This window comes from Rhodanobacter spathiphylli B39, assembly GCF_000264295.1.
GTDB classification, from domain to species: Bacteria; Pseudomonadota; Gammaproteobacteria; order Xanthomonadales; family Rhodanobacteraceae; genus Rhodanobacter; species Rhodanobacter spathiphylli.
Window position 1 is genome coordinate 21,657 of record NZ_AJXT01000013.1, and the last position, 7,770, is coordinate 29,426.

General features: G+C 68.0%; 10 protein-coding genes. 5 read left to right on the top strand and 5 right to left on the bottom strand.

The window, feature by feature from the left end; translation table 11 throughout:
• Window positions 1-27: 27 nt before the first annotated feature.
• Window positions 28-807, top strand: coding sequence for a polyphosphate kinase 2 (ppk2, locus tag UU7_RS07400; RefSeq protein ID WP_040673042.1), 780 nt, complete (start codon window positions 28-30; stop codon window positions 805-807).
• An 87-nt stretch (window positions 808-894) separates the two neighbouring features.
• Here the strand turns inward: ppk2 and UU7_RS07405 are convergent, their stop codons facing one another.
• The 3 genes from UU7_RS07405 to UU7_RS07415 are packed head-to-tail and all read right to left on the bottom strand — an operon-like array spanning window position 895 to window position 2,937.
• Window positions 895-1,164: an acylphosphatase gene (locus tag UU7_RS07405; RefSeq protein WP_007806900.1), complete on the bottom strand. Its 270-nt coding sequence runs from the start codon at window positions 1,162-1,164 to the stop codon at window positions 895-897.
• A gap of 13 nt (window positions 1,165-1,177) precedes the next feature.
• Window positions 1,178-1,663 carry a TlpA family protein disulfide reductase gene (locus UU7_RS07410; protein ID WP_007806901.1) on the bottom strand — a complete coding sequence of 162 codons (486 nt, stop codon included), beginning with the start codon at window positions 1,661-1,663 and terminating at the stop codon, window positions 1,178-1,180.
• On the bottom strand, window positions 1,660-2,937 hold the full coding sequence (locus UU7_RS07415; protein WP_007806902.1) for a YihY family inner membrane protein: 1,278 nt from the start codon (window positions 2,935-2,937) through the stop codon (window positions 1,660-1,662). The genes UU7_RS07410 and UU7_RS07415 overlap by 4 nt, the downstream gene beginning before the upstream one ends.
• Before the next feature lie 119 nt (window positions 2,938-3,056).
• Between UU7_RS07415 and wrbA the strand changes: the two genes are divergently transcribed.
• Entirely contained in the window at window positions 3,057-3,659 is a 603-nt protein-coding gene (gene wrbA, locus UU7_RS07420) for an NAD(P)H:quinone oxidoreductase (RefSeq protein ID WP_007806903.1), read from the top strand.
• Entirely contained in the window at window positions 3,656-4,030 is a 375-nt protein-coding gene (locus tag UU7_RS07425) for a DUF2069 domain-containing protein (RefSeq protein ID WP_007806904.1), read from the top strand. Before wrbA ends, UU7_RS07425 begins: the two co-directional genes overlap by 4 nt.
• Before the next feature lie 118 nt (window positions 4,031-4,148).
• Here UU7_RS07425 and UU7_RS17630 read toward each other — a convergent pair whose 3' ends face one another.
• Complete coding sequence (locus tag UU7_RS17630; protein WP_007806905.1) at window positions 4,149-4,568, bottom strand: VOC family protein; 420 nt, start codon at window positions 4,566-4,568, stop codon at window positions 4,149-4,151.
• A 159-nt stretch (window positions 4,569-4,727) separates the two neighbouring features.
• Here UU7_RS17630 and UU7_RS07435 point away from each other — a divergent pair, with 159 nt between their 5' ends.
• Window positions 4,728-6,368: an acyl-CoA dehydrogenase family protein gene (locus tag UU7_RS07435; protein WP_007806906.1), complete on the top strand. Its 1,641-nt coding sequence runs from the start codon at window positions 4,728-4,730 to the stop codon at window positions 6,366-6,368.
• A gap of 104 nt (window positions 6,369-6,472) precedes the next feature.
• Entirely contained in the window at window positions 6,473-6,961 is a 489-nt protein-coding gene (locus tag UU7_RS07440) for an asparaginase domain-containing protein (RefSeq protein ID WP_007806907.1), read from the top strand.
• Between the two features lie 111 nt (window positions 6,962-7,072).
• On the opposite strand, the gene UU7_RS07445 is transcribed toward UU7_RS07440, so the two are convergent.
• Window positions 7,073-7,770, bottom strand: a 698-nt coding sequence (locus tag UU7_RS07445) for a PPC domain-containing protein (RefSeq protein ID WP_238530904.1), incomplete at its 5' end; no start/stop codon positions are given.

Genomic DNA, 7,770 nt, shown 5'->3' on the forward strand with positions numbered 1-7,770 from the left:
CGCGACATGGCATCCGGCGAGGCGATCATGGGCAAGCGCTACCGCAAGGCGATCGGGGAACTGCAGCTCGAACTGGTGCGGCTGCAGCATGGCCTGCGCAGCAGCGGCAAGCGCCTGCTGGTGATCTTCGAAGGCCGCGATGCGGCCGGCAAGGGCGGCGCCATCAAGGCGATCACCGAAAGCCTGGACACCCGCGGCTATCGCATCGCCGCACTCGGCAAGCCCAGCGAGGAAGAAGCCACCCAGTGGTATTTCCAACGCTACGTCGCCCACCTGCCCAGCGCCGGCGAGTTCGTGCTGTTCGATCGCAGCTGGTACAACCGCGCCGTGGTGGAACCGGCGATGGGCTTCTGCACGCCCGCCCAGCACGAAGCGTTTCTCGACGCCGTGCCGGCCTTCGAGAAGCTGCTCGCCGACGACGGCATCATCCTCATCAAGTACTGGCTGGCAGTGGACCAGGTCGAGCAGGAGCAGCGCTTCGCCGAGCGCGCCGACGATCCGCTGAAACGCTGGAAGCTGTCACCGGTGGATCTGGCCGCGCGCCAGAAATATGCCGAGATGGGCAAGCTGCGCGACGTGATGATCGAACGCACGCACGCCGACCACGCACCGTGGTTCGTGGTCGATTTCAACAACCAGAAGCGCGGCCGGATCAACCTGATCCGCCACCTGCTGCAGCAGGTGCCGCTGCCTGAGGAAGCGGTGCCCAAGGTGAAGTTGCCCAGGCTGAAGGGCAAGCCGCGAGGCGAACATGTCACCGACAAGGCGCTGTGGGTGCCTGACACGTTCCGGGAATCGGCGGACTAGAGCTGCCCCGAACACGATCGCCCAGGGTCCTTCGACTTCGCTGCGCTGCGCTCGGGACGAACGGAGTTGCCAGGGTGTGTGGCCGATTCACCCGCCCGTACGAAAGCCTTGCAACTCCTGCTCCGGCAGCTCTTCGCGGACGACCGCATCGACCCGCGCCGCCGGCGGTCCCTGCCACAGCCAGCGCTCCAGTGCCTCCAGCGCTTCGGCCGAGCCGCTGGCCAGCACCTCGACGCTGCCGTCGCGGCGGTTGTTCGCATGCCCGGCGACACCGAGCGCCACCGCCTGCTCGCGGGTGCTGGCGCGGAAGAACACGCCCTGTACCCGTCCACTGACGATGAAGCGCGCCGTCGGCATCACGGCGTGGCCATCACGGCTGGCCGATCAGCGCGGCCAGCGACGCCTCGGTCACCGGCCCCACGATGTGTTTGGCCACCTTGCCGTCCGGACTGATCAGGTACGTCGTCGGCAAGCCTCGCGGCTCGTCGAAATCCTTCGGCGGCTTTTCCAGCGTGACCTGGGCGATCGGGTACACCACGGGATGCCTGGCGATGAAGGCCTTGATGTCCGCCGGCTCGCTGTCGTCGTAGGCCAGGCCGATCGCGGCGACGTTCCTGTGGCCGGCCACGAAGCGCGAGATGTCCGGCATCTCCTTGATGCACGGCACGCACCAGGTCGCCCAGTAGTTCACGATCACCCATTTGCCGCGCTGCGCGGACAGGTCGAAGGTCTTGCCGTCCAGCGTGGTGACGTGCAGCGTGGGGCGCTCCGGCATGGCCGCCTGTGCGGCCAGGCCGAAGGCGAGCGCCAGGCCGAACACGGCGGAGCGGAACGAGGCGGAATGCAGCAGGGTCATGCGGGGAGTTCCTCGGTGTCAGCCGCCACCGTGGCGGCCGGGGGATAGATTTCGTCGAGCCGGGCGCCCAGTTTCGCCTTCAGCTCGGCCGCCAGGTCGGCCAGCATGGCAAGCAGTTCGGGCGGCAGTTCGATGCCCAGCGTCGCCGCCTCTTCCACTGGCTGCAGCGGCAGGCGGTAGTCGGTGTGGCGGTAGACGCGCAGCAGGTCGGTGCTGTCCAGGCTGCGGCACAGCAGCCAGCCGCCGGCTTCGCCACGCTGGATCAGCTCGGCCTGGTCGAGGTCGTCGAAATAGGCCGAGATCAGCGCACTGCGCAAATACGGCTCGCGTACCCGCAGGTCGGCCGGGTCCACGCAATCGCCGCGCCGCTGCGCCTCCACGAAATGCCGCAGCACCACCAGCAGGCCGAGGAACTCCGCGCCCTCGGGCAGGGTTTCCCTGGGCGCGTGATACTCGAAAGCCGAGGCGGACGCAGCGATCGACGCGGCCAGGATCACGATCACCCACGACAGGTAGATCCACAGCAGGAAGATCGGAATCGCCGCCAGCACGCCGTAGATCTGCTGGTAGGTCTGCGCGTGCTGCACGAACTGGCCGAAGCCCCAGCGCGCGATCTCGAACAGCACCGCGCCCAGCAGCGCACCGATCGCCGCGTCGCGGCGCGACACCTTGCAATTGGGGATCGCCGCATACATCAGCCACAAGGTGAAGAACGTCACCACGAACGGCAGCACGCTGAGCAGGCCCTGGGTCAGCGCGCCGAACTGGTCCACCGCGTTGTGAAGCAGCGGCGCGGCCGTCACGTAGGACGTCGTCGCGATGCCGCCGACCACCAGGATCGGCCCCAGTGTCAGCGCCGCCCAGTACAGCAGCAGGCGCGAACCCCAGCTGCGCGCCTGGTGCACGCGCCAGATCCGGTTCAGCCGGTCCTCGATGCTGATCATCATCGACAGCGCACTGAACAGCATCACCAGGATGCTGATGCCGGTGAGCTTGCTGGCGTTCGCGGCAAACCCCAGCATGGTCGCCTGCACCGCCTCGCCGGTGGACGGCACGAAATTGTTGAACACGAAATTGATCAGCGTGTCGCGCGCCGGCTGGAACACCGGGAACGCCGAGAACATCGCCAGCACCGCCACCGTCAACGGCACCAGCGACACCAGCGTGGTGTACGAAAGCGCGCCAGCCGTCTCGAAGCACTTGTCGTCGATGAAGCGCTGCCAGATGAAGCGGCTGAACGTCCTGGTGCGGTCGCGATTGAAACGCCGGATCATCACGGTCCTCTCGTCGCTGAGCCCATGCGGGCGCCGACGATGACCACCAACATGGTGGGTATCGGCCGGTACACTAGCGTATTGGCCGTGAAAGCCTCAAACGCCCGAGTCGACGCTGCATGAATCATGAAATCCTGGTCCTGTACTACAGCCGCAGCGGCCATACCGCGCAGCTCGCGCGGCTGATCGCCCGGGGCATCGAGGAAGTGCCCGGCATGCGCGCGCGCCTGCGCCAGGTGCCGCCGGTGGCGCCGGTGACCGAAGTGGCCCAGCCGCCCGAACCCGAAGACGGCGCACCCTACGTGCAGAAGCAGGACCTGCTCGACTGCGCGGGTCTGGCGATGGGCAGCCCCACCCGCTTCGGCAACATGGCCGCGCCGCTGAAACATTTTCTCGACACCACCGGTGCCGAGTGGGCCAGCGGCGCCCTGGCCGGCAAGCCCGCCGCGCTGTTCACCTCCACCAGCACCATGCACGGCGGCCAGGAAACCACCTTGCTGACGATGGCCTTGCCGCTGCTCCATCACGGCATGCTGATCGTCGGCCTGCCCTACACCGAACCGGCACTCACCAGCACACAGACCGGCGGCACGCCATACGGCCTCAGCCACGTGGCCGGCGCCAAGGGCGACAACCCGATCAGCGACCACGAACGCGAACTGGCCCGCGCCCTGGGCCGCCGCCTCGCCGACGTGGCCCGTCGACTGGCGGCCACGCCATGAGCGCCGCCACCCGCGCCCCGATCCTGCCGGTCTACCGCCTCGGCCTGATCGCCTGGGCCCTGCTCGTCGTGCTGCAACTGGTCTGGCACGCCTGGCTGTTCCCGCCGCAAAGCATGCCGATCACCCTGCTGCTGGCGATCACCGTCGTCCCCCTGCTGCTGCCCCTGTTCGCCCTCCGCGACGTGCGCCGCGCCCTGCTCTGGGTCGGCATCCTCAGCCTGTTCTACTTCTGCCACGGGGTGTCGGAGGCATGGAGCTCGGCAGGTACAGAGCGCTGGTTGGCGGTGGCGGAGGTTGTGCTGACGGTGTTGCTGATCGGGGCACTGGGAGCTGGGGTGAAGCGCAAGCCGCGCAGCCGGGACGCTGCATGATGCCTGGCGGGTTACCCGTCGATGCCACGCCCGAGGCTCGTCAGCGTGAAGCTGCGGGGCTGGACCGTCGACTCCCGTAATCTCGGAGCAGCTCAAGCTGCTCCCTTGTCGCGCCGTATCAGGGTCGCCAGTCACCGTCAGCGGTGCCATCCGGGCTCGCCAGGACGACCTTGTATCCATCCGGATCGCGCAGCCATATCTCCCAATGGTTCGGACCGCCTTCTCCATCGGGCGGGTTCCGCTGGCGGGGCGTCAGGATCTCGGCACCCAGGGCCTCGGCCCGAATGATTGCTGCGTCAATGTCGTCGACCTCGAACCAGAGGAGCAGCCCGTTACCGGGGGGAAGATTTGCCGGATCGCCGATCTGTCCGTGGTGATGCTCCACTCCCCAGCGATGCAGTTGCAGGACCAGCTCGCCGGAGGCCACCAGACGCTCATAATTCGGCCCGCCGTGGGCGCTCTGGCAGTTGAGCAAACGTCGATACCAGAGACTGCTCGCCTCGACATCTCTCACGCAGATCAATGGTTGTGGCCGCATAGCTCTGTTCCTCGTGCCTGAACGCTGCCGTCTTGGAGATTCCGTAGTCCAGGTGCAGCCGGCTCGCTTTCCGATCCCGCCTTTTCCGATCATGCCAGCGCAACGCGCCGAATGCCTGCGTGCCTATACTCGACACCTCGACTATGGACGGAGCACGTCATGGCCTTCCTGCAGAACCCGCCGCAACTTTCCCACCCGTATCGCAGCGACCGCTCGCTGCTGGCCCTGCTCGATCGCGCGCTGCCTGCGGAACGGCGGGCGGCGCTGGATGCCGACCTGGATGCGCTGGGCGATTACGCGCAGATGGCATGGCTCCGCGCGTGCAACACGACGCGGCGCAAGCCGGTGCTGACGCAGTGGGATGCGTGGGGCCGGCGGGTCGATCGCATCGAGCTGACCACGGCCTGGCAGGAAGGTCCTGGCATCACCACGCGCCATGCGGTGCTCGCCGCCGGCCATGCGGACAGCGAGCATGCGCGACTGGAGGAGTTCGCCCGCGTCTACCTGTATCACCTGGCCAGCGAGTTCTATACCTGCCCGCTGGCGATGACCGACGGCGCCGCCACCGCGATCAGGGCGTCGGGCAACCGCGAGCTGATCGAGCGCGTGTTGCCGCGTTTCCTCAGCCGCGATGCATCGACGTTCTGGCTCAGCGGCCAGTGGATGACCGAGAACGCCGGCGGCTCCGACGTGGGTCATACGGAGACTGTCGCGCGACAGGATGCCGGCGGCCAGTGGCGGCTGTACGGGCGCAAGTGGTTCAGCTCGGCGGTGGTCGGCGAGGCCGCGCTGGCGCTGGCGCGGCCCGAAGGCGCGGGCAGCGGCACGGCGGCGCTGGCGCTGTTCTACGTCGAGACGATGGACGGAGATCGGCGCAAACCCGAACTGGTCATCGACCGGCTGAAGGACAAGCTGGGCACGCAGGAACTGCCCACCGCGGAGATCCATCTGGACGGCCTGCCCGCCTGGCCGCTGGGCGAACTGGCCCACGGCGTGCGCCAGGTGGCGCCGATGCTCAACGTGACCCGCACCTGGAACGGGATCTGCGCCGTGGCCAGCATGGCACGCGCGATCAGCCTGGCGCGCGACTTCGCCGCGCGGCGGCGGGCGTTTGGACGGCCATTGATCGAGCAGCCGCTGCACGCGCAGACGCTGGCCGACATGCAGGCGGAGTTCGAGGGCGCGTTTGCGCTGGCATTCGAGGTGGCCCATCTGCTCGGCCGCGTCGAACGCGGCACGGCCGCTCCGCACGAGGCCGCGCTGCTGCGCCTGCTGACGCCGCTGGCCAAGCTGTGGACCGGCAAGCTGGCCGTGCAGGTCTGTTCCGAGGCGATCGAATGCTTCGGCGGCGCCGGCTACATCGAGGACACCGGCCTGCCGCAGTTGCTGCGCGACGCGCAGGTGTACGCGATCTGGGAAGGCACCACGAATGTGTTGTCGCTGGACAGCCTGCGCGCGCTGGCCGGCGACAGCCTCGGTGCACTGCGCACGGCCAGCACCCACTGGCTGGACGGCAACGACGACATGCACGCGGCCAGCGCGATCCGGCAGACGCTGGACGCGGCCGCGCGCTGGCTCGACCAGCATGCGGCCGGGCGCGAAACCCTGGAATCGGGCGCCCGCGGCCTCGCGTTCACGTTGGCGCGTTGCGCGGCGGCGGCCATGCTGGCGAGACAGGCGAGCTGGTCGAGCGCTCATGCGGACCCGCGGCCGGCGGCGGCGCTGCGCCGTTTCGTCCGCCTCGGCCTGGACCGACTGGTGGCGCCGGACGGGGACAATACCGCGTTGTTGCTGGGCTAGCGCGCACCGCAGGCGGGCAATGTCCGCCTTGGGCGACCGCGTCCTGCGGCACGGAGGAGTCGGCACGGGTAAAATGCCGGGATTCCCTTCCACGGCCCACCAACATGCAGCATCTGACCATCGTCACCACCGGCGGCACGATCGACAAGATCTACTTCGACGACAAGTCGGACTACAAGATCGGCGCGCCGCAGATCGGCGAAATACTCGGCCAGCTCGGGGTGGCGTTCCAGTTCGACGTGATCCCGATCCTGCGCAAGGACAGCCTGCACATGGGCGCCGAGGATCGCGCACTGGTGCGCTCGACGATCGAGGCACAGCCGCATCGCCACGTGCTGGTCACCCACGGTACCGACACCATGGTGGAGACCGCGCGCGAACTGGCCAATATCAAGGGCAAGGTGATCGTGCTGACCGGCGCGCTGAATCCCGCCCGCTTCCAGGGCTCGGACGCGGTGTTCAACATCGGCTGCGCGGTGGCCGCGGTGCAGACCCTGCCCGACGGCGTCTACATCGCCATGAACGGTCGCGTGTGGGACCCGGCCAGCGTGCGCAAGAATCGCGACGCCAACCGCTTCGAGCCGGTGGGCTGAACTCCGGCGCTGTCGCCAGCCACGCCCCGCCTATCCAGCCATGCTCCCAAATGAAGAACCCCGGCCGAGGCCGGGGTTCCTGTTTACACCATCACGCGAAGGGCGTGAGGATCAGTTGCTGCTGGTGGTCAGGGTCACACCCGAGAACGTCTGATACGCACGCACCTTGATGTAGTAGGTGGTGTTGCTGGTCGGGGTGAACGTGCAGGTCTCGCTGTTGCCGGTCTTGTACGGACGGCAGTTGTAGCTGCTGGTGGTCGGCGCGCTGCCGGCCTTCACGTACAGATCCGCGTCACCGGTGCCACCGGCGATCGAGATGGTCGCCGTATGACCCGCGGTGACCGCCTGGGTGAAGGTCGCGGAGAAGTTGCCGGTGCTCACGGTCGGCAAGTTGACCGAGGTGCTGCCGCCACCGCCGCCGCCACCACCACCACCGCCGGTGCTGTACGAAGCCTTCACCGTGACGCCGGAGTAGGCCGCGTAGGCGTGGACCTTGACGTAGTACTTGCCAGCCACCGGAGCTGCCACCGTGCAGCTTTCGGCATTGCCGGTCTTGTACGGACGGCAATCGTAGCTGCTGGTGGTCGGCGCGCTGCCGGCCTTGGTGTACAGGTCGGCATCGCCGGTGCCGCCGGAGATCGACATCACCAGGTTGGTGGCACCGGCCGGTACCGTGATGAAGTAGTCGTTGTCGGCGCCCGTCGCCGCCGACACGCCGGTCACGGCCACGTTGTTCTGCAGCTCGGTGGTCGTGCCACCGCCGCCACCACCGCCGCCACCACCGGTGCCCGGGCAGGTCACGCCCACGC